Source organism: Flavobacterium sp. Flavsp81 (genome assembly GCF_059491325.1).
The window spans coordinates 1,970,413-1,990,389 of sequence record NZ_CP168505.1 but is presented as its reverse complement, the minus strand read 5'-3'; the positions used below and the strand labels follow the sequence as shown (position 1 = coordinate 1,990,389).

19 protein-coding genes are annotated in these 19,977 nt (G+C 31.3%); all 19 read left to right on the top strand.

Going from position 1 to position 19,977, the window contains the following annotated elements; genetic code table 11:
- The 19 genes from ACEN92_RS08040 to ACEN92_RS07950 all read left to right on the top strand — a co-directional run bounded on the left by ACEN92_RS08040 (window position 1) and on the right by ACEN92_RS07950 (window position 19,934).
- Window positions 1-975 (top strand): TssN family type VI secretion system protein, encoded by a 975-nt coding sequence (locus ACEN92_RS08040; RefSeq protein ID WP_495641854.1) that lies wholly within the window; start codon window positions 1-3, stop codon window positions 973-975.
- 13 nt (window positions 976-988) lie between these two features.
- Window positions 989-2,068, top strand: a complete 1,080-nt coding sequence (locus tag ACEN92_RS08035) for a LysM peptidoglycan-binding domain-containing protein (RefSeq protein ID WP_495641853.1) — start codon at window positions 989-991, stop codon at window positions 2,066-2,068.
- A gap of 71 nt (window positions 2,069-2,139) precedes the next feature.
- Window positions 2,140-2,628 carry a DUF4280 domain-containing protein gene (locus tag ACEN92_RS08030; RefSeq protein WP_495641852.1) on the top strand — a complete coding sequence of 163 codons (489 nt, stop codon included), beginning with the start codon at window positions 2,140-2,142 and terminating at the stop codon, window positions 2,626-2,628.
- A gap of 15 nt (window positions 2,629-2,643) precedes the next feature.
- A complete protein-coding gene (locus ACEN92_RS08025; protein ID WP_495641851.1) occupies window positions 2,644-4,875 on the top strand; it encodes a glycoside hydrolase family 19 protein in 2,232 nt (743 codons plus the stop codon).
- 6 nt (window positions 4,876-4,881) lie between these two features.
- Complete coding sequence (locus ACEN92_RS08020; RefSeq protein WP_495641850.1) at window positions 4,882-5,814, top strand: hypothetical protein; 933 nt, start codon at window positions 4,882-4,884, stop codon at window positions 5,812-5,814.
- A gap of 148 nt (window positions 5,815-5,962) precedes the next feature.
- Window positions 5,963-7,156, top strand: coding sequence for a hypothetical protein (locus ACEN92_RS08015; RefSeq protein ID WP_495641849.1), 1,194 nt, complete (start codon window positions 5,963-5,965; stop codon window positions 7,154-7,156).
- Window positions 7,157-7,303: 147 nt separating this feature from the next.
- On the top strand, window positions 7,304-8,455 hold the full coding sequence (locus ACEN92_RS08010) for an SH3 domain-containing protein (protein WP_495641848.1): 1,152 nt from the start codon (window positions 7,304-7,306) through the stop codon (window positions 8,453-8,455).
- Between the two features lie 111 nt (window positions 8,456-8,566).
- On the top strand, window positions 8,567-9,793 hold the full coding sequence (locus ACEN92_RS08005) for an SH3 domain-containing protein (protein ID WP_495641847.1): 1,227 nt from the start codon (window positions 8,567-8,569) through the stop codon (window positions 9,791-9,793).
- A 471-nt stretch (window positions 9,794-10,264) separates the two neighbouring features.
- Entirely contained in the window at window positions 10,265-11,434 is a 1,170-nt protein-coding gene (locus ACEN92_RS08000) for a hypothetical protein (protein WP_495641846.1), read from the top strand.
- Between the two features lie 21 nt (window positions 11,435-11,455).
- On the top strand, window positions 11,456-11,968 hold the full coding sequence (gene tssO, locus ACEN92_RS07995; protein WP_495641845.1) for a type VI secretion system TssO: 513 nt from the start codon (window positions 11,456-11,458) through the stop codon (window positions 11,966-11,968).
- A gap of 54 nt (window positions 11,969-12,022) precedes the next feature.
- Window positions 12,023-12,472, top strand: coding sequence for a hypothetical protein (locus ACEN92_RS07990; protein WP_007809498.1), 450 nt, complete (start codon window positions 12,023-12,025; stop codon window positions 12,470-12,472).
- A gap of 21 nt (window positions 12,473-12,493) precedes the next feature.
- Window positions 12,494-13,867: a DUF5458 family protein gene (locus tag ACEN92_RS07985; protein ID WP_495641844.1), complete on the top strand. Its 1,374-nt coding sequence runs from the start codon at window positions 12,494-12,496 to the stop codon at window positions 13,865-13,867.
- A gap of 100 nt (window positions 13,868-13,967) precedes the next feature.
- Window positions 13,968-14,495 carry a hypothetical protein gene (locus ACEN92_RS07980; protein WP_007809495.1) on the top strand — a complete coding sequence of 176 codons (528 nt, stop codon included), beginning with the start codon at window positions 13,968-13,970 and terminating at the stop codon, window positions 14,493-14,495.
- A 51-nt stretch (window positions 14,496-14,546) separates the two neighbouring features.
- Window positions 14,547-15,260 carry a hypothetical protein gene (locus ACEN92_RS07975; protein ID WP_495641843.1) on the top strand — a complete coding sequence of 238 codons (714 nt, stop codon included), beginning with the start codon at window positions 14,547-14,549 and terminating at the stop codon, window positions 15,258-15,260.
- 11 nt (window positions 15,261-15,271) lie between these two features.
- Complete coding sequence (locus ACEN92_RS07970; protein WP_007809489.1) at window positions 15,272-15,703, top strand: GPW/gp25 family protein; 432 nt, start codon at window positions 15,272-15,274, stop codon at window positions 15,701-15,703.
- Window positions 15,704-15,840: 137 nt separating this feature from the next.
- Window positions 15,841-16,227: a type VI secretion system tube protein TssD gene (tssD, locus tag ACEN92_RS07965; RefSeq protein WP_495641842.1), complete on the top strand. Its 387-nt coding sequence runs from the start codon at window positions 15,841-15,843 to the stop codon at window positions 16,225-16,227.
- A 132-nt stretch (window positions 16,228-16,359) separates the two neighbouring features.
- Window positions 16,360-16,755 carry a type VI secretion system tube protein TssD gene (gene tssD, locus ACEN92_RS07960; protein WP_495641841.1) on the top strand — a complete coding sequence of 132 codons (396 nt, stop codon included), beginning with the start codon at window positions 16,360-16,362 and terminating at the stop codon, window positions 16,753-16,755.
- Window positions 16,756-16,784: 29 nt separating this feature from the next.
- A complete protein-coding gene (locus ACEN92_RS07955) occupies window positions 16,785-18,590 on the top strand; it encodes a type VI secretion system Vgr family protein (RefSeq protein ID WP_495641840.1) in 1,806 nt (601 codons plus the stop codon).
- Between the two features lie 3 nt (window positions 18,591-18,593).
- On the top strand, window positions 18,594-19,934 hold the full coding sequence (locus ACEN92_RS07950) for a DUF3289 family protein (protein WP_495641839.1): 1,341 nt from the start codon (window positions 18,594-18,596) through the stop codon (window positions 19,932-19,934).
- Window positions 19,935-19,977 lie beyond the last annotated feature (43 nt).

Genomic DNA, 19,977 nt, shown 5'->3' with positions numbered 1-19,977 from the left:
ATGATAAAAAAGCATTTAGGAGCCCTTGTTGATGTCAGGCTTATAGTATTTTTAGTTGTAATTATAGCGGTCAGCGTTATACTTACAATGGTATTTAGCGATAAAATAAAAGAATTTGCCGTAAAGTATAAAAGGAAATTTTACATCTATATTTTTTCATTTGTACTTATTTATGCACTGGTCGGATTTTTAGGCTATAATAAATTATTTACCGAACTGTCTGATGAATTCCTTTTTTATCAGATTGCTTCTTTGCTGTTTGGCAGCCTCAATGTCTATTTGTACAGATGGTATTTTGATGAATTTAATGTAAAGGCAGTTGGTATTGAATTATTATTTTCCCTGCTGATTATGCTTTACTCCAGTGTACTCTTTATTGTAATTTATACTGCCCTAAATGGGATTGAACTTACTTTCCTGATGTGTTCGCATTTTCTGATGTTTATAGTGCCTACTGGTGTTTATGCAGTATTTAATTATATGATGCAGATTCCTCCAAAAGAATATGTTACCTGGAAAATACCGGAAAGGAAAAACCCTTTTCCGGAAATTGAAAATGTCGAAATGAAGGATTTATTGCTTATAACTTTATTAATTCAGAAAAAACCGGACAGTACAGATTATACTACTATAAGATCCAAAGGGCCTGTCCGAATTGATTTCGGTGCTTTATTTTATCATACAGTTTCCGGATACAATGACCATAATGCCGGAAGTAAAATTGAATTAAGAGAGAATGGTGAAAACTGTAGCTGGGTGTTTTTTCTGCAGCCTAAATGGTACCAGACCGCAAAATATGTAGATGCCAAATATACTTTGGGAATGAACGGAATCACAGAGAATTCAGTAATAATCTGTAAAAGACAGAAAAAAGAAGAAGTTAAGCCGGATAAAAAAGAGAAAAAAGGCAATGAGGGTTTCATGTTTGAACCTAAAACAGAGAAAAAAGAAGCAGAATTAGCGAACTCGAACTAAAAAAGTTTAGCAAATGTATTACATAGAGGAATCTGAAGTGTCAGAATATGACAAACACCGTATTTATAAGATAAGGAAGGGGGATACATTGCAAAGTGTGGCCCGCGAACTTGGTGTAGACGCTCAGGATCTCAGAAGACATCATAATATATATTGCAGGATTCCTGATTTGATTGAAGCCGATTTTAAAAGTCATTTGGAATTATTAATTCTTCCTCCCGAAAAAAAAGAGGCTAAAACAAATGACGAAATAGAGAAAAAGCGTAAAAATGTTAGTTTCGGAGATGACAATAGGCTTCATTTTTCACCGGAAAGAACTAATGAAAATTATAAAGTACAATATATTTCAGAGGTTGGTGATGAAGTTGATATTACAGAAATGAATGTGAATGTAAAATGGCTTGCCGTTGATAAAAATAAATATCATCTCTTCGAGATTAACCGGGCGTCAGATATTTATGTTAATGGAGAAGTACCGGATACAAAGATGAATGAATTGGCAGCAAAGACAGCTGAAGTTTTATATCCGTTAGAAATTGTTGTTGACGAATTTGGCAAATGGGTAGCTGTTTATAATTATAATGAAATTGAAAGCCGTTGGGAGGAAATAAGAAGCGAAATTTTAGATTATTATGAAGGCGAAGTTGCTGAAACTTATATTAAACACATCGATTATGCACTAGAAAGTTCAGATACATTATTTGAATTACTTGCGTCTGATTATTTTTTGAGAGCTTTTTTCAATGGTATTCATGTTGCTTATACAACTAACTATTCGTTTGAGAATGAGCTTACTTTTCCATTAGAAAAAAATAAGGAATCGGTATTTAAGGCAGAACAAAAAGTGGCCTCTCATTTAGATGAAGAGGATTTGATTAAAGTAGAACAAAAAGGAGATTATATAGATTCCGGTTTAGAAATTGATTTGGGATATGCCCCTTGGAAAGGAAATTATAGCGCTGCTTATTTTTTAGATGCTGATTCTTATTATATAGAAAGAATGAATTTGGAGTGTGCTATCAATTATGATAATCCAACTAAAATTGCAATTAAAATTGATAGTATAAAACAAACGAGTTCGGATAATGATTAAATAATAATTATTTAAGATTATAAAAAGAAAGGTGTCAATAAAAATGTTTAATATTCAAAAACGGTAAAGCCATGAGTGAGAAACATGTACTAGTGCAAGGAGCAACTGTAAAATGCAAGTTTAGTGTAGAACCTAAGTTGGATAAACTAAAGGTAAAAACACATAGTAAGCATTATGCCAATGATAAAGATGCTGAAAAAAAGCTCATTGCGACCGATAAAGAAATTGGACAAACGCTCGAGAAAAACACTTTTGGTAAATGCAAAATGCAGCCCAACGGAAGTGGGGATTACCTGCCTTGTCAGGCCACTATTACCAAATGGAGCAGTTTTTATGACAAAGTTACACTCTCTAATAAAGGAAAAATTTTATTAGAAAGCAGTAAAGGGACCTGTCCTGTCGGAGGACCTGATTGTATTACAGTAGACAAACACGGACAAAAAGCAGAACCGGGAAAACAAAATGCTAAAGAAGCCAAGCCACAGGTGAATAATCAGATAAATCCTTTGGTTGATATGGCTGCTTTTCAGGCGGATTTGGATGATGATGATGTTATTTGAAAATAAATATAAAATATGTCAAATTTTAAAATAATAGGAAATCCTAATCCAGAGGTAGGGAAAGAAATAATCTACAAGACCAGTAATTCTGATCATGTCAGTTTATTGCCGGGACAAATAACCCCTGTTGGAATGAACCCGTTTGTTGAACAGGTTAAGTGGTCTATATATATCTTAGAATTTGGAAAGTGGATTTTAAAAGAGAAAAATAATAAAACAGGACCTACTGCCAATTATACATTTACAGAAAAAAGTTTAAAAAGACAAGGAATTCGTATTCTTGCACGTTTGGGCGAAGAAAAAGCTATCCTGGATATTAAACCTCAGGATACGATTGAACGCAAAATAGTAAAAGTCGAATTATGCGATGCATTAGGGAATCTGCAGACGAAACCTTTTGCATACAACCAAACCGTTTTAGCGAAGGTACATTGTTTAAATCTTAATGATTGTACTGTACATGTAACCTTATGGGAAGACGATGCTCCGGGCGCAGGACACAGTGAAATAAACAAAAATAACAAAGCCGTAACGAAATCTGAACGGGTATCGAATGGGGTTGCAAATGTTAAATTTAAGTTGGCTGTTGATTTTGCAAAAATAGCCAATGCCCATTTAGTAAGTGGCGATAAAAGTGAAGGAAAAACCCATGAATATTATGTTACGGCAGAAGTTTTCAGGCAAAAAACCGAAAGCAGTAATAATATAAATGTAATCAATCCTGAGAAAAAGGCAACTGCTACACAAGCAACGCCTCAAAAACCTGCAGCACCAAAGCCTGCAGATCCGGCCGCTAAAAAAGGACCATCAAAAAAAGAAGAAAAAGGAATAGCAGAAACTGTAAGAGGTACCGTATATGATTGGGGAGAATCTATGTTTAAAACCATACCCTTAATTTTACCGGATCCTATAGAAGTGGTTAATAGTCTTGCAAAGATTTTTACGCCTGATAAGAAGGAGGAGAAGAAGGACGAGAAAAAAGGTGTTTGCCCTAATTGTGATAAAGATATTACACTTGATGAAATAGAAAAAATGTTTGGAGTTTACACAAAACATAAATCATTTAGGCAAGATATCGTTTCCTATATAAATGAATATATAAAAACTAGTAAGAAAAATAAAAAACCAATTCATTTAGATACTTGCTTAAGAAAAGCTCACTTTTTTGCTCAAGTTGGAACAGAAACATTAGGAATAAATCCTGATTGGATGGTTGAAACAGATTCTGTGAGATATAATGTTTCAAATTGTAATGCAGTTTTTGGACAAAGAGCAGAAACTTTAAAAAAAGAAGGATTGTTACAGGATTATTGTAATGATAACCCTCAAAAAAGATTATTGAATTATTTGTATGCTAATGAGAATGGCTTTGGCAATGGTAATGGTAATGAAGCAAGTGGTGATGGATATTTATTTAGGGGAAGAGGATTAAAACAACTTACAGGCAGGGGCAATTATCAGGATATTACTAAGATTTTGAAGGAAGTTTTTCCAGATGAATACATAGATTTAGAGTTGTATCCTGATAAAGTGAAGGAGCCTAAATATGCAGTATTGACAGCTTTGGCATATTGGGAAAAGCATGAAATATGGAAAGTAGCTGATACTATAAAAGAATCCACTAATGAAAATATAAAAAAAATAAGAAAAAAAGTTAATCCAGGTTTAGCTGGATGGAAGGAATGTAAAACCAATTTTGAAAAAGGTTTAAAAGCATTTAAATTGAATGAATGTAAAAAAGATAAAATTGGAGATCCATCTGAAAATGAAGTAAAACTTCATTTTTCAGGTGCTACAGCAAAAGAAGAATCTCTTTCTGCATTAACAAAAAAAATATTAAGAGAAGTCGGAAAAGAGTCTGGTAATTTTGACATATATATAACGAGTGTTGCAAGAACACCACATGATCAGGCCCGTATAATGTATAATAATTGTGAAGATGATCTAAATGAACAACGAAAAACATATAAAAGCCCTGGTCAAAAAGTAATTGATGTTTATGAAAATGAAACAAAAAATGGTAAATCAAAAGCCACTATTATACAATTGATGGAAAATAAAATAAATGATTTAGGTCCGTCTACAGTATCTAAACACTTAGCTAATCCAGACGTATTAAATACTTTTGATATTGCATATAAATTGCTAACAGATAAGTCAAAGTTCTTCAATGAAATAAAGAAAAGAAAAGAACTAGACGACATCTTGGTAGAAAATGACTGTTACCACGTACAAATTACACAATAATAAATTATGAAAATTTATAAATTACTTATTACAATTATATTATTAAGCTTTATAAGCTGTAAAGAAAATAATAATAATCAAATTGATCATCATAGTGATTCTACATTGATTAATAAGACAAGCAGTGATACACTTATCATAAAAAATGAACCGATTATTGTTTTTTTATTTCCTTCAGAAAAAGAAATAAAAAAAATCAAGAGAGAAAAGGGTGAAGATAATTTTTTTACCATCGCAGATGATGAAAATAGTTATCGTGCGAATATTAATGAAATCTTGGCAGACGAAAATTATAAAACGAAAATTACAGAAAGTGGATTTATTAAGTTTAATGATAATAAAATATTTGACAAAAGTAAAGTAGATAATAAATGGTCAGTTATTATATATGCAAATGGAAAGACATTGATTGTTTCTTCTGTTGATTTGTTTATGGCTTTAAGTAAATTAAAAGAAAATAATAGTAAAATTGATTACAATTCCATTTTAAAAAGTATAAATGATAATCTATTAAAAAGCGAAAATAGTAAAGAAGTATTAAATCAAGATGAAAATTTAAATGGCATTTGGAGAATTGATTGTAAAAATGCACTGACAACTTTTGAAATCACAAATTCTAATGCATATATCTCATTATACTCCAATTCAATATATATAAATGCTAAAATTGAAAGTAATCCAGATGAGGCGAATAGTTTCTTAATCAAATTTTTAAATCAAGAAGATAATAATGGATTTGACAAAAATAAATTAGATGCAGAAAATATATCAAAAGAAAAAGCAATTGGGAAATTACGATTTAAAAACAATAAAATGATTCTAAATTGGTATGGTTTATACAATATTAAAACAGAAGAAACTGACTTTATTGAGGATTTTGTAATGATTAAAGAAAATTCAGGTAAAAACCCGTTAACCTTAACAAAATGTGATGAATGATTTTATTCTTTACTATATACAAGATTGATAAATTTAATGCATAAAATAAACAACAATAGTTCATTGACGTATTGAAAAGAAAAAGCCCCAGCTAGCAAAAAGAGGATACTGTTGTTAGCTGGTGGAATTTTATAATAAATAAATAATTATGAGAAAAATATTAAGTATTACACTTATAGTACTATTGTTTATAAACTGTAAAGATGTTGATAAGTCAACTGAAATTGCAAAGAAAGAAATTGTTAGCACCGGAAATTATAAAGAAGTTGTTTTTAAAAAAGACTATAAGAGAAATACTGATATAAGTGAATTGAATATTAGCTACAAAAACTATTTACTTAAATTTAGATTTATAGAGGATATTACACTATTACAGTTTGTTGTAGATAGAAAGATTGTTTCTGATTGGAAACAAGTATTATTTAATTTCGAATATCTTCCTGAAAATTATGATGGAATTAGATTGTTATTTAATAAAGATGATACTGAAGCTATATTATTATTGCCAGGATATACAGAAGAATTTCCGAACTTAATTGTCTATGAATTTGATAAAAATCATTTTTCATATTCTACTAATATGGAGATCAAAAGTAATGATATTAATAAAATACCTCTTGAAAAATTAATTGAAGAATGGAAAAAAGGTTCTTTTGAAGCAAGTAAGAAAGGGAGTGAATATATTTTAACTTTTATTGATGATTCAAAAAAGAATATTTTAACTTTTGAAAGCTCTCAGTCAAATGACTTGTTATCGGCTACAGAATTAAAAATATATATTGATAAAATATTACTTTCAGAAAACAGTAATTCAGATAGTAATTCGACTATTGAAGAGTTCAGAAAAGAGATTGAAAAACAAGGGTTCAAAAGTATTTTTGAGAAGGATTGTGATCTTAATCAAGATAAAAATCAAGATAAAAATCAAGATAAAATTATGGTTTATTCTACTGATTTTCCTGAAAAAATTGGACCAAATGACTATAAAGAATTTATAGTGTGTATTAATATTTCAGGAAAATTATTTCAAAATAAAAATGTTATTGCAAAGTACTATACAGGGAATGTTGCGGCAGGTTTTAATGATATTAAAATAAAAGATAATTATTTTACAGTTGAGCAAGTAAACGGTTGGGGTAATGGAATAGTTAAAGAATATACAACGTTTAAATATTCCAAAGAAGCGAATGGAATTGTCCTACATAAATATTCTAGAATTGAAAACGAACGAAGTGATGGTGATGAAAAAGAAAAGAGTTATAATTATAGCACTAAAAATTTCGGAAATATTTCTTTTGAAGATTATGATTCGGAAACTATCCTAGAAAAATGTGTTAGATAAAGATTTGTATAATTTATAATTATAATATAACAATACAAAAAGTTAGTTCATTGACGTATTGAAAAAGAAAAGCCCCCAGCTAACAAAAAGTGGGATACTGTTGTTAGCTGGTGGAATATTTTAGATTGATAAAAAAAAATAATAATTATGAAAAATGCAATAATTACGTCTTTAATAATTTCTTCATTTTTTAGTTTGTGTAACTCTCAAACAAAAGAAAAAAAAATGGAAATTAAAAGCTCAATAAAAAAGAACGAAGACAAATTATATATTGAATATTTACCATTGATGGAAAAATTATTAAAAACTAATAATTATAAATTTTTAAATCACCATGATTTCAAAAATAAAATAACCGAATATTTTGGAGTAGATATTGATGAAGCAAAATTTAATGATGTGTTTTTGGAGCGAGGACTTGGATTTACTGCAATGAGTAATGAAGGATTTATTGATACGTATCAGGTTGATCGGGGAGTTATTGATGGAGCAGGTGATGCATTTTTGGATATATTAAAAGAAGAGATGAATAATAATTATAATATTGATTTTGTAAATTATAATAAAATATTATTCAATGATGACATAACTGCAATATCGAAAATAAATATGGATGCTGGTAAAACAGAGGATATTGTTGTTTACCTAAATTATGAAAAAAATAAGTTTCTCTACAGTTCAGTCATTAAAAATTTAAAGAAAGTAAGTGATTATAATGATGATTTTAAATGGCACTTGTTGTGGTATAATGATAAAAGTAAATCAGACATAATTAGGAAAAAAATAATTTCAGATATTACAATTAAAAAGCCTGAATTTATTTTTGATCTAGCTTATTTTTTGCATGCTAATGCAAATAAAGTTAAAGATAAAGTTGATCAAAAGTTGTTAGAAGAAACTTTGGCTTATTTAATAGAAAGTGAATTGAAATATTATGATGATAAGGATTTAAGTGACAACAAAGGATATAGTTTATTGAATAATTTTTATGTTCAAAATCCGGAGTTACTAAATAAATTTAAGTCTAATGATTATTATAAATACGATTTGGTTAATAAATATACTCAAACATATTTATCAATGTCAGCTGAAGAAGAAAATACTTTTTTTGGAAAAATATTAGATCCAGATGGGTATACTAATTTAAGAAAAGATAAAAATAGTACATCAGATATAATTGAGAAAATTAAGTCTGGAGAAAAGATTGAGGTTTTAGATGATTCGGGTAATTGGTGGTATATACAAACTAAATCTGGTAATAAAGGATATGTGTATAAAACTAAAATAAAGTCAGAATAGATTCAAAAAAATAATAAGCTCATTGACGTATTGAAAAAGAAAAGCCTCAGCTAGCAAGAATATGATGTTCTTGTTAGCTGACGGAATTCCTCGAATAAAAAAGTATAAAATATGAATAAGTACATTTTAATATTGCTTTTATTAGTTAGTTGTAAAAATTATTCCCAGGAAGTTAAAAGTCCAATTAATATTAAAAATGCATATAATAGCAAGAATGAAATTGAATATTTAAATCAATTCCCTAATAAATTTGAAATGTTAAATGAATATTTTGGCTGGAATGATTCATCAGATAAACCAAATATTTTATATAATGACGCTAATAAATATATAGATTATTGGTTTTCGTTAATTTTAAAGAAAGAATACAGGCAGTATGAGAAAAATATAATCAGCATTTGTTATGGAGGTAAGCGGGATGCGGACGGTATTAATTATTTCCAAGATAAATCGACTGAATATTTGATAAAAAATAACAGAATGGAGTTATTGAATTCTCTTAGCGTAAAAGAGGCTAAATCCGTTTTGTTTTTTCTCTTTGATTCACTCCACCCAGATATAAATAGTGAGTTATTTTTAAAGTTAAATGCCAAAAACAAAAGCATAGTAAAAGATCTTTTTGCAAATGAATTAAAAGGTGATGTAGATGTTAAAGATAGTATCACTTTTTATGAGAAGAATGGTGATTATATTATAACAGCACTAGATATAAATGGAGATAAAATTCTTGATAAGGTAGTAAGTAGTACACCCTATAAAGGAAATGAATTAATGCTTTTTTTAGGTGATGGAAAAAATTACGTTTTGTCAATAAAAACGATTAATTTTTCTGAAGACGGAGGGAATATTGTTTATGAGATTGTAAATAATCCTAATACTGAAAAAGGATTACTAGTAAAAACAAAATTTCCAGATAGGGGATTTTCTGAAAATGATTATTTTATAGTGAATGAAAATAAAAGTTGGATACTTAAAAATATAATTTATAAAACATTATCTGATCAAAGTAAAAATGCTGTCGAATATAATTGTGATGTACCACAAAACATCAATCTTAAGGAGACAAATATCGAAGAAAAATTAGTACCCATTCCTGATGAAGCAGACAGAGATAAAAAATGTACAACAAAAATAAGCATTTCTAAAAATTATTTTATTAGAGATCCTGATGGATATACTAATTTAAGAAAAGATAAAAATGGTACATCAGATATAATTGAAAAAGTTAAATCTGGAGAAAAAATAGAGGTTTTAGATGATTCGGGTAATTGGTGGTTAATACAAACTAAATCTGGTAAAAAAGGTTATGTGTATAAAACTAAAATAAAGTCAGGGTAATGTAATTTTTTACCCTGTTATTCATATCCAAATACTGAAAATAAATTTCAATATAAATTATGATGAAATGGGTATAATATTTTTAGAAAAAGATGAAGATGAGTTTTCGATTTCAGGTGAACCAGTATATTTTATTAATCCCGGAAATGATAATGTATCAATTAAAAAAATAGGATAATCACTAATAATATTAATATAATTAAGCTTTAAAATCTTAACGATTTTACAACAATAAAACAAAAATCACGTGTAAATATTTTCTGTAAAAATGGGCTTAGTGTGCGCCGTTGTTAGGGTTTAACCCGAAAAAGCCTATTTTAAAAGCTACCGAAAATATTTTTGTAAAGTAAATAGTAAAAAAAGAAAATGATTTTTTGATTATTACTTTTTTTTTTTAAAAAGTAAGCATCAGGAAATAACCAAAAAATAAAAGAACAGATCTGATTTCAAATAAAAAAACAATATAGCATTATGATAGAAAAATTAAGTCATTTTCCCGTTAACTGGATCGATGGGATGAAGATAAACAAGAGTCATTTTTTATCGATTCAGGATAATGTTTCCGAGTTGGTAAATGATGCAATCGGTATTCATACGACACCTATGAGTTACGGATTGCTGGATTCTGTAAATCAAAATAAGGAATCTACAAAAATTACATTGGCAATTGACAATCACAAACTCCTTCGCGTACGTGTGGAAGAATGTCATGCGATTACCCCAAACGGATCAAGGATTGAAATAAGCCAGAGCAACACAGATACATTAGATCTTCAGGTTCCGTATCCGGAAGACACCTATGATATTAAAGAAGGTGAACAATTGGTATTACTGGCTTGTATATCGGTTAATTCCAAGAAAAGAATTCCGTTTGGTGAACCGGACCCCGATGAGGTTCCCCCGAGATATCCCTATACGCAGCCGGAATATAAGCTTCACCTGATCAAGGCAGAAGAATTTCGTTCCGGAATAGGATACGGAGGATTTTATCTGGCAATAGGAAAAGTTTTGGTAGGTGATACGACACTTCTTGATGAGGATTATATTCCGCCATCGGTTACTGTGGCCTGTCATCCAAAATTGGTCGATATGCACACGCAAATCGCACGTTCATTTGGTCAGATAGAGATTTATGCGGTACAGATTTCCCAAAAGATAAACCGAACTCAGCAAACAGGATTGCTGCCGCAGACGGTTATGCAATTGACGGATAATACAGGGTACTATTTAGGAAGTTGTCTGACACAGTTTCGCTGGTTTTCATTGCACCAGCATCCGGCTGCAATGTTAAGTTCAGTGGTTTCATTTGCCAGAGTGATGAAAAATTTTATCGATTCAAAATCAGGCGCAGGAAAAGAAGAACTGTTGAATTATTTTGCTGAATGGTGCGATATCTCACAGGGAGATTTTGAAATATTGTTCACGTCCCTTATTAACTCAGGTTACGATCATGTACATATAGATAAAACAGCTACACTCGCTATGAAAGCCCTGGCCAGAATAGAGAAGCTGTTTGAAACGCTGAACAAGCTCGATTACATAGGGAAGAAAAAAGAAAACATAGAACTTTTTGTTGCCGAAACGGATAAAAAAGACATCATTCATAATCCGAAACGACATGGTTTCTTTATAAAAGATTAAAAAAATATATAGTAATAAATTATGGAAGTATTAAACAAATCAGAACGCCAGAAAGCCTTTGTAGCTTTTTTAATTGCTTTTATTCTCACTTTTTTGGTTATGTTAAGTGCGATATCATTTAATTTTTACATGCCGATAGCAGAAAATAAAATGCTTAAGGCAGAGAATGAAATGATGAAAAGGGAATATGATTATCAAACTAATTTTTCGATAAAAGTAGATAGTATCAGAATGACCATCGACTCTATTAATTCGCCAAAAGTAGATAATGATTTTCAGCAGCGTTTGGCAAATGTCATGATTGCCAATATGTATCAGAAAATTCCAAAAGATACTACTGAGAACAAAAAATTATACAACAATGTAATTCTGGCATACAAGAATATTATTGATTATAAAAAGCAGATCAGAAGTCTTACCCATAATTCGCATTTAATAGACAGTCTGAACCAATCGGCTAAGACTTATAAAGAAGAATTAGAAAAAGTAAGCAGGGATTTAGATGTATGCCGTCAGATTTATCAAAATCAATAATTAAGAATAAGAGTAAAAAGAACTAATAAAATAATCACTTAAAAATTTAAAATTATGTTATCAAATTATGGAATTGGAGGTAATGAAGTAAAATTAGATGCTGATGAAGCAATCATTGCAATCCCTCAAAACAGAACACTTGTTGCGCAAAAATTAACTGTTGACGCACCAGTAAAACCAGAGTTGGTTGAAGGAATCACAAGTGTTGAAAAAGCATTTGAACACTTCAAACCGGAAGTAAAAGTGAATTTTGAAACTGTTGACGGAGGTACTAAAACCGAAGCCCTCAACTTTAAAAATTTAGGAGATTTTGGTATAAAAGGAATCACGTCACAAAGCAGTTTCTTGTCGGATCTGGAAACAGAAAAAGATCAGTATCAAAAAATCATCCGTCAGTTAAAATCAAACAAGATTTTGAAAGCTGCACTGGAAGACGGGGAAGCTAAAAAAGCATTATTAGAAAGTCTTGATTTGCTAATTGGGGAGTTAAAAGATAATAAATAAGAATTTTAAAAATATAAAAAGATGTCTGCAAAAGAAGTATATAAAGGGAATGAAGATGATACTGCGGTATTAGAGCGTAAAGTAGTAACCGGAGGTTCGGTTGAGAAAAATATTGAAAAACTGGCTAAATATGGAGGGTTCGATTTATTGGAAATGTCAATTGAAGGGATTCAAAACCTTAATCCGGAAAGAAAAGCCAGAAGAAAAATTTTCCTTGGCGAAATAAATAAAGCCAAAGAAAGAGAAACTCTTAAAAAGACATTAGAGCTTTGGGCTTCGGTTTTAAGAAATAATGAGGCTTTGACCGATATGGTAGCGCAGAGCGAAGACAAATGCAAGGAGTCTGAAGCATTGTTGAAAAAAAATCTGATTAAAGCTGTTGAAGATACCAGAGAAATAGAAGCTGCATACAGAACTATTTCTTTGTTTTTCAAAAATACAGAAACAGATAAAGTTAAAAATGTTACGATTGTAAATGCTGACTTAGAGCAGTTAAAAGATCTTGACAATACTCGTTTTATCGATGCAATTCACTCTGAACTGGTAGATAATTATGACCGTTTAGATCTTAAAAATAATTACGGTATTCTTGTTATTCCAGGATATTTAGGATCTAACAAAGTAATCGAAAAATGGGCAAAGATTGCACATGAAAACAAAGTAATGCTGGTTACTGATTTTGAACATCTTGATGAACCGGATGATGTATTGGAAATGTTTGATGCAGCTTCTTTAACCGGAGGTGATGTGTACCGTTCTAATGTAATCATGACATGTAACTGGCTTGTTGGCCGTGGAAGATTTGAGCAGATAGGTGAAAGTGATGATTTGCATATTGCACCATCAGCAGCACTTGCCGGAAAAATCTATAAAACGTTAATGTCTCAGGTTACAGCCGGTAAAAAATTCGGTGGAATCAATGAAGTTGACGGAGTAAAATTTGACCTTAAGAAAAGTGAAATCGCAAATCTTGAAAATTTAGGATTGGTACCTATGGTAAATGAGTACGGAAAAGTAATGGCTTTCTCTGCAAAAACATTGTTTAGCGGTGATAATTTAGGATTACAAACGTATTCAGTAGTTCGTGTTTTTGACTATGTGACAAAAGTATTAATGGATTTCCTTAATCGTCGTGCTTTCGAAAACTTTACAGCGAAAACACGTAAAGAAATTATGAATCAGATTGTTGCTTTTCTTGATGGTATTACTGGTCCGGATAAATTGATTGAGAATTTCGAAATCCGCAGATTCGAACAAGATCCTATTCAAAAAGACAGAATATACATGGATATTCACATGAAACCTTACTTTCCTGCTAAAAACTTCCTTATAAAAATGGATGGACATAAAGGAGATGATGGTACAGAATGGGATACAGATTACGAACAAAAATAATTAGTTATAATAAATTCTAAAAGGAAGCACATGCACAATGTGTTTCCTTTTTTTAACAAACATTGATCTTTTGAATGATCAAAACAAATAATTCAAATTCATGAACATACTTAAAATTTTATTTTTAATCGTGTTGTTTTCAATTTCAAATCCAATAAAAGCTCAAAAATTAAATCCATCAAGTGATTTAAGCTGCCCTGTTACTCAAAAAGATTTATTGCTTGACGGTAAGCTTTTTGCCAGCGCACCACCTATTTTACTGAGAGTTTTTAATGAAGAATATGAATATGCCGTATTTCAGCTTGGGAAAAGAAAAAGCAGCATATACTTATATTTTAAAATTTTTACAGATAATGTTTGTGTAAAACAGGAACAGCCACTGGAGCTTTATTTCAAAAACGGAGAGATGTATATCTTAAAAAACACGTTTAATGTAAACTGTGACGGCACAGCAGCTTTGGAACTGACAAGAAGGGATATAAAAAAATTAATGGCTAATAATATTAATACGATAAAGTTTTATACCCTTAAAAAAGATTATGAATTTAGTCCCAGTGATGCTGATAATCAAAATATAAAATTTTATCTGCGTTGCCTGAAATCGTATAAGATTAAGAAAAAGAGATAAGGATTTATCCAAAAGCAAAACTAAAATTTAATTTATTTTAAAAATCTAAATATGCCATTTCCAGAATTGAATCTTTCATTGGGACTCACAGATAACGACGGTTCTGTTTTCTATGCCGGAAGCGGTGAGGGCAAAGTTATTGTCCGCACAGATTCTGCCTTAAAAAAACATACCATCAGCATAGTGATTTCTGAACAGCAAATAGGATCAGTAAATTTAAAAACACATTTTGAAGGAGTAGAAATTCCTGCTGAAATTGAAGTTCCTACTTATCAGATGATTGTTACAGATGATAAAACAAATGAAAAAGAAGTCTATAAGGTAACACGGGATACATTTTTTTATAAAGAACAAACCGCTAAAAAAGGGTTGTGGAGCTTTTTAGGTTTAAAATTTTTAGCAACAAAGAATTTTCTTTTCGAAAATATTCCTTTTGAACCTTTAAAAGAGGATATGGAAATATTTGATATTTCTAAATACAGGAAATTAAATCAGGAAGAACTTACTTATACTTTTCAAAAAGAAGAACAAAACATTCAGATTTTTGCCGGGGACATAAATACACTTAAAGTTGAAAAAGGAACCAGTTACTTTATTATTGTAGATGAAAAAAAGGGACAAAGATTTATAGGGGATATTCTGTATCGTGAAAAATTCTTAAAACTTACCCCAAATGTAAAACTGCATATAATCAAGCGTAAGCAAGTTTCAAAAGGGATGGAAACAAATAGACAAGGACGTACAGACAGGTTGATTTATATTTAAATAAATAAAACATGAAAGGAGCTTTTTATAAACTGCCTATTGATTTTAATAGTGTAATACAAAAAAAGGAATTAGAAAAGACCTCAATTGAGCATTCAATTGCGCAACAGATAATATTGTTGGCGACTACCACATTTGGTGAATGCAAATTTGACGAAACCTTTGGTTCTAAAATCTGGGAAATTGATTTTGATTTACTTATGAATGAAAATACATTGAAAGAAATCATTTCAAAAACAATGAAGCAATCGTTACTTTTTCATGAAAAAAGAATAAAAGTTAACGAACTTAAAGTTGAGTTATCAGAAACAATGTATTTGGTTGATGATGTAAGCAGGGCCAAAAAAAAGGTAGATATTATTATTGAAGCGACAATCAAAAGTACCAACAGAACTTTTGATTTCAGAGGGTATTTTTTTGTTGGGCCACTATCTTATAAATGAGTAATGTAACTATGTTTGGTTTAGATTAATTTTTTGTATAATATAAGTAAAATTTTATTAAATAAATTATTATAACAAGAAATATTTTATATATTTGCCATATGAATAAATAAATTAATAATTAAAAAAATTTTATTATGTCGTTTTTAACATCGTTATCAGTAGCCGGAAAGGATTACAAAGTATTAAATGTGAGTTATGATTTAGCTCAGGAAACAGATGCTTCCGGGCGTCCATCTACGGTAACTCGTGGAGGTAGAATCATGCTCGAAGTAGAGTCAACAGGCAGTACCGAATTGTTCGAATGGATGACCAATAATTTCGAAAGAAAAGATGGGTCAGTAAAATTCATCAAGCGTGATTCTAATGCTACTTTGAAAGAGTTAAAGTTTACTGAGGCTTACATGGTTAAGTACAAAGAGAACTTTGATCATAACAGTAACACTCCTTTAACGGAGACTTTTATGATTTCTGCTCGAAAAATTTCGATGGGTGGAGGAGAATTTGATAACGCCTGGGTTTAATCTTTGGACTTTATCAAACTTCATTAAGCTTGAAACTATTAAAGGAAGTCCTGCTATTGGACTTCCTTTTTTGTTTGATACAAGCTTAAATCTATGTTTTAATAACTTTTAATAACCTAATAAATCTACAAAATGAGTTTTTTATCTAAATTACATATAGACGGAGAAGAATATAATGTACTTGAATTTAATGTGAGCTTTAAACAGGAAATAGACACCACAAGTAAGCCTACAGGAAATGCCAAAGGCGGAGTCGTAAAGATGGTAATCGAAGCGACCCAAAACAGCCATTTTTTGGCCTGGATGCTAAATGGTGATTTGACCAAAGATGGAAAAATTGTCTTTTACAGAAGAGATGCTTTGAGTAAAATGAAAGAATTGAAATTTGTTAAGGCATTTTGTATTGGCTATGACGAACAATTTACAAGTACTACAGAAGTTCCAATGAAAATAACAATGGAATTAGTAGCTAAGGAATTGACTTTTGGCGATGCTAAATTCTCCAATAACTGGATTGCCTTAGATTAAATTTTAATGACTAATTAGTACGTATTATTATGGCACATTTCTCTGAACAGGTATATATAACAATAGGCAGCTTTACCCAGAATGTTGTTTATTATGATTTGGAACTATCGCAAAAGATGGCGGACCATCATCATTTTTCCTTTGTCTGGCAGTATACAGGCAAGGCCATCATAAATCCCGCAGACCAGGCAAAGGCATTGAGAACCTATCTGGGTGACGAGGTCATTTTTACCTTCAAGAGCCTTACCGGAATCAAACTGATGAGCAAAGGCATCATCACAGAACTTTCCTCTGTGGACCTGCATGGCAGCGCAGTAGGCCTGCACGTAAAAGGCATCAGCCATACGATTGTTCTGGACGACATGAAAAAATCAAGGACTTTTCAGGAGCGTGGAATGGACGATATCGTACTGGGTATTTTAGCCGAAGGACCGGGAGAATTTTACCAAAGGGATTCCATAAAATCGACTTATCTTCAGGAATTCAAGTGCATGGCCCAGTATAATGAAACCAGTTTTGAATTCTTAAAACGATTAGGGAAACGTTACGGACAATGGTTTTATTTTGACGGAATGCGCATGCAGTTCGGACAGACCAAAACCAGTACTATAAAACTGGTCAATGGGGCTTCATTGCATAGTTTTAAGATACAGGCCAATATGTCTGCACATAAAATTTCCCTTGGAGGCTATGATTATAATGGTGCAGCCAATATCCGCAATGCTTCTGCCCGGACTGCTACAGGCAGCAAGGACAGTTTCTCCGCCATTGTCGGTCATAATCAGGGAACCGTTACCCAGTCAGAACTAAGCATCGGCGCTTATACAACCAATGCCCAAAACAGCGATGAAATTCAGGAAATGGCCAGACTGCAGACGGCAGGCAGTGATGCCAATAGTGTGTATTACAGCGGGATATCCTATTTTCCGTTAGGGCTTGGGCAGGTTTTTACGATTCAGAACCAAACGGTGGAGCATGAACTAATTGTGATAGAAGTATCACATATCTCGCAGGTACACGGCAATTATTCCTGCAACTTCAAAGCCATTCCGGCCGATGTAGCGGCACCGCATTATACGGATGTGCATGTATTTGCCAAAGCGGAAACACAGCCCGCGAAAATAAAGGACAATAACGACCCTGATGGGCTCGGACGTGTAAAAGTGCAGTACAACTGGGCAGGCGGGAACACGACAAGTGACTGGATACGCATGATACAGCCACACTCAGGAGCAGGGAAAGGATTTTATTTCATTCCCGAGATCGATGAAGAAGTTTTGGTAGGTTTTGAAGGGGGAAATGCACAGAATCCGTATGTCTTGGGAACACAATACAATGGTCTGGAAAGTTCGGGGTATAGTTCCTCAGGAAACGATAAGAAAGTAATCCACACACGTTCAGGTACCAAAATACTCTTTAACGATGCAGAGGGAAGTATCTTAATCGAAGACCCGAGCGGAAATACTTATCTTATGGACGGAAAAGGAAATATTGAAGTGAATGCCCCTAAGAATTTTACAGTAAATGCAGGAGAGAATGTTAGTATTACCGCCGGAAAAAATGTAAGTATAAATGCCGGAGAGAACATTGCCTCAAGTGCAGCTATGGATATGATAGATTCAGCAGGAATCAATATAAATCAAATGGCCACCGCGGATTTTATGCTGACGGCAAAAAATATTACCAAAATTGCAAGCGATAACTACTCGGCAGATGCTAAAGATATATCCCGAAATGCATCAGGAAAAATTGAAGCTATTTCTGTAGATGAACATATTCAGAATAGTAAAGGTAAGGTTGAAAACCTTTCAGGAGAGAAATCATTGAATGCATAAGTTATGGGTAAAATAACGATATTAGCTAATAATTTTTTTGAAAATGCTTCAGGAAGTATCAGAGACGATGCAGCTGAAATAGTTACACAATCAGCGAAGAAAGTTGTTCAAAATGGAGATAAAGGAGTAAACTACGATAAGAATAAGGATAGAAAACCTCCAACAGATATTCGTATAAAAAAAGTGGTAGGACCATTTGATGCTCAAGGAAAATTAGTAGACAAAATTGTATTAGATACATTTTATGTTTTTAAAGCCACGCCTACCAGAAAACCAACTGATGCTGAGGTTAAATTATTAAAATGGTCGATAAAATTAGACGAAGGTAAAAAGGAAATTATTCTGGGGACTGGACTACTCAACGGATTAGAAGAGGATAAAATAATAATTTCTTTAAGGTTAAAGCACGATTTTAAGAAAGCTAAAGTTTATGCTTTTTATCAGAAGGCTAATGATAAAGCGAGTGTGGAGTTGAGTTTGAAGATTAGATTTCCAATATTGATTTTGCAAGGTACTCGAAGAAAAGGAAAAAAAGCAATTAAGGTTGGAGGGAAAACTACGAGTACCAATATGACATCTTTAGATATGCTATTTGGAGATTATACAGAAGATGAAGAAGGTTATGCAAAATTAGAAAGCGAGTTATACCAGGAAAATTATGATGCAGAAAAGCAAGATAGCTTTTATAATGTAACTTCAAGAAGTGATAACGCATTAAAAAATGCAGAATATACAGTTTCAAAAATTAAAAAGTTTACAGAGAAATCTAATACAGATTTGTTTGAAATTTTTAGAAATGATATTGAATATTATTCTCAAGGTGATTTAGAAACTGTAGCCCATGAAATGGTTGATAAGATGAAAGCCAATACAGGAGGTGAATATTCAAATAAAAAATTAACAGAGGCAGCTTTGAAGCATGAAAATTCTGTAACATTTATTTCAAAAGTAAAAGAAGTAATTAATGAATATTTAAAACAAAATAAAGGAAATATAGAAAATTTAGAAATTAAAGATGATTCCAATGGGAAATTGTATGCGGATTTAGCCGATATTAAAAAAGCAAGAAATCCTCAATTTAGTGATAAATTTAGTGGTTTAGGTATTACTATTAATGACGTTTGGGCATATCAAATTTATATTACAAAATATAAAACTAATGGAAATACTTTTGAAATGGGGTTAGAATATATTTATTATGATCATTTTGGTTTAGATTATCCTGATATTCAAAAGTATGATAAAAATATTTTTTATTCTTGGTTTGTTTTACAGCATTTTAGAGGATTTAAACCTTTTATTACAAAGCTTGATATTGTTGGAGAATTAAAAGGAACCTTTTAGAAATACTAAACTATGAAAATTAATATCACAATTCTTATTTGTT

What these genes read in the sequence shown, in the direction of transcription:
- ACEN92_RS08040 (WP_495641854.1), top strand. Translation starts at nt 1, where the DNA reads ATGATAAAAAAGCATTTAGGAGCCCTTGTTGATGTCAGGCTTATAGTA.
- ACEN92_RS08035 (WP_495641853.1), top strand. Translation starts at nt 989, where the DNA reads ATGTATTACATAGAGGAATCTGAAGTGTCAGAATATGACAAACACCGT.
- ACEN92_RS08030 (WP_495641852.1), top strand. Translation starts at nt 2,140, where the DNA reads ATGAGTGAGAAACATGTACTAGTGCAAGGAGCAACTGTAAAATGCAAG.
- ACEN92_RS08025 (WP_495641851.1), top strand. Translation starts at nt 2,644, where the DNA reads ATGTCAAATTTTAAAATAATAGGAAATCCTAATCCAGAGGTAGGGAAA.
- ACEN92_RS08020 (WP_495641850.1), top strand. Translation starts at nt 4,882, where the DNA reads ATGAAAATTTATAAATTACTTATTACAATTATATTATTAAGCTTTATA.
- ACEN92_RS08015 (WP_495641849.1), top strand. Translation starts at nt 5,963, where the DNA reads ATGAGAAAAATATTAAGTATTACACTTATAGTACTATTGTTTATAAAC.
- ACEN92_RS08010 (WP_495641848.1), top strand. Translation starts at nt 7,304, where the DNA reads ATGAAAAATGCAATAATTACGTCTTTAATAATTTCTTCATTTTTTAGT.
- ACEN92_RS08005 (WP_495641847.1), top strand. Translation starts at nt 8,567, where the DNA reads ATGAATAAGTACATTTTAATATTGCTTTTATTAGTTAGTTGTAAAAAT.
- ACEN92_RS08000 (WP_495641846.1), top strand. Translation starts at nt 10,265, where the DNA reads ATGATAGAAAAATTAAGTCATTTTCCCGTTAACTGGATCGATGGGATG.
- tssO (WP_495641845.1), top strand. Translation starts at nt 11,456, where the DNA reads ATGGAAGTATTAAACAAATCAGAACGCCAGAAAGCCTTTGTAGCTTTT.
- ACEN92_RS07990 (WP_007809498.1), top strand. Translation starts at nt 12,023, where the DNA reads ATGTTATCAAATTATGGAATTGGAGGTAATGAAGTAAAATTAGATGCT.
- ACEN92_RS07985 (WP_495641844.1), top strand. Translation starts at nt 12,494, where the DNA reads ATGTCTGCAAAAGAAGTATATAAAGGGAATGAAGATGATACTGCGGTA.
- ACEN92_RS07980 (WP_007809495.1), top strand. Translation starts at nt 13,968, where the DNA reads ATGAACATACTTAAAATTTTATTTTTAATCGTGTTGTTTTCAATTTCA.
- ACEN92_RS07975 (WP_495641843.1), top strand. Translation starts at nt 14,547, where the DNA reads ATGCCATTTCCAGAATTGAATCTTTCATTGGGACTCACAGATAACGAC.
- ACEN92_RS07970 (WP_007809489.1), top strand. Translation starts at nt 15,272, where the DNA reads ATGAAAGGAGCTTTTTATAAACTGCCTATTGATTTTAATAGTGTAATA.
- tssD (WP_495641842.1), top strand. Translation starts at nt 15,841, where the DNA reads ATGTCGTTTTTAACATCGTTATCAGTAGCCGGAAAGGATTACAAAGTA.
- tssD (WP_495641841.1), top strand. Translation starts at nt 16,360, where the DNA reads ATGAGTTTTTTATCTAAATTACATATAGACGGAGAAGAATATAATGTA.
- ACEN92_RS07955 (WP_495641840.1), top strand. Translation starts at nt 16,785, where the DNA reads ATGGCACATTTCTCTGAACAGGTATATATAACAATAGGCAGCTTTACC.
- ACEN92_RS07950 (WP_495641839.1), top strand. Translation starts at nt 18,594, where the DNA reads ATGGGTAAAATAACGATATTAGCTAATAATTTTTTTGAAAATGCTTCA.